The sequence below is a fragment of the Tamlana sedimenti genome, assembly GCF_038148895.1.
GTDB lineage: Bacteria > Bacteroidota > Bacteroidia > Flavobacteriales > Flavobacteriaceae > Tamlana.
Genome location: NZ_JBBVGQ010000015.1, coordinates 1 through 1203 on the forward strand (window position 1 = coordinate 1; position 1203 = coordinate 1203).

The window sequence follows — 1203 nt, forward strand, 5'->3', positions numbered from 1 at the left end:
TTCCTTTAGACTTGCATAATAAAATATAGTAACTTTAGGATTGACCAAAGAGCAGGTAAACTATTATAGTTCATAGTATTTTAAAACTACGCAATGATTAAGAACCCGCTCTTTGCCTTTAATAGAACTCGAAATAGATATTAGGGATCAAAAGCCCATCATTAAGGAATTGAGTCTATTAATTTTCCAATCCTCTAAAACGTATCCAAAATTATGCAAAATCCACCAATCTTTATCGGTATCGATATCAGTAAATCGACATTGGACATTTGTTTGCTGGAAAAAGAAGAAGCCAGGCACTATCAAATCCAAAACCAAACCGCCAGTATCCAGTCCTTTTTTAAAAAGAACATGCTCAAAAAAAGCCTCATATGCTTTGAAAACACAGGCAAATATGGATGGGAGCTCATCAACGCCCTGTCCAAGCTAAAACTCAACTTCTATCAGGTAAACGCATTCCACCTCAAAAGGAGCATTGGGCTTGTTCGCGGTAAAAATGATGTTGTTGACGCTTTTAGAATAGCCCAGTTCATTCAAAAAAACCATAAGGAAACACCCGCTTACATACCTAAGGGAAAAGAAGCCGAGAGGATACAGATACTCTTGTCCAAAAGGAGCCTGCTTGTAAGGCAACGCGCCCAGCACAAATCGCTCAAAAAGGAAAACCGCTTGCTGAAAAGCCTGGGGCTGCCGGCCCTTGACAAACAGACGGACAAAATTATAGCCCTACTGAACAGGCAAATACTGGAGATTGAAAATATCATCGATAAAATTATCGAACAGAACGAAGAGCTTCTAAAGAACCACAATATCGTAACATCCATTCCGGGTGTCGGGAAAATAGTGTCCTGGAACATGATCGTAAAGACCAACGGATATTCTAAAATCAGTGACCCCCGAAAATTTGCCTGCTATGCCGGGATAGCCCCTTTTTCACAAAAATCCGGAACGTCCATCAACAAAAAGGCAAGGGTCTCGCATCTGGCGGACAAGACCATAAAAAAACTATTGCACATGGCCGCAATGAGGGCCATACAGCTTGATAATGACCTTAGGAATTACTACATTAGAAAAGTGGAACAGGGAAAAAACAAAATGGCCGTAATCAACGCAATCAGGAACAAAATAGTCCATAGGATGTTCGCAATGGTCAAAAATCAAAAATTATATGATTTTAATTTGCAAATGTCATAGATATCATTG

1 protein-coding gene is annotated in these 1203 nt (G+C 39.5%); it reads left to right on the forward strand.

Translation table 11 applies throughout. From position 1 onward, the window contains the following. Nucleotides 1-213: 213 nt before the first annotated feature. Nucleotides 214-1194: an IS110 family RNA-guided transposase gene (locus WJN01_RS15435; RefSeq protein WP_445198053.1), complete on the forward strand. Its 981-nt coding sequence runs from the start codon at nucleotides 214-216 to the stop codon at nucleotides 1192-1194. The last annotated feature ends 9 nt before the right edge of the window (nucleotides 1195-1203 follow it).

Bases quoted from the DNA above. Each gene is read 5' to 3' on its own strand.
- WJN01_RS15435 (WP_445198053.1), top strand. From the start codon at position 214: ATGCAAAATCCACCAATCTTTATCGGTATCGATATCAGTAAATCGACA.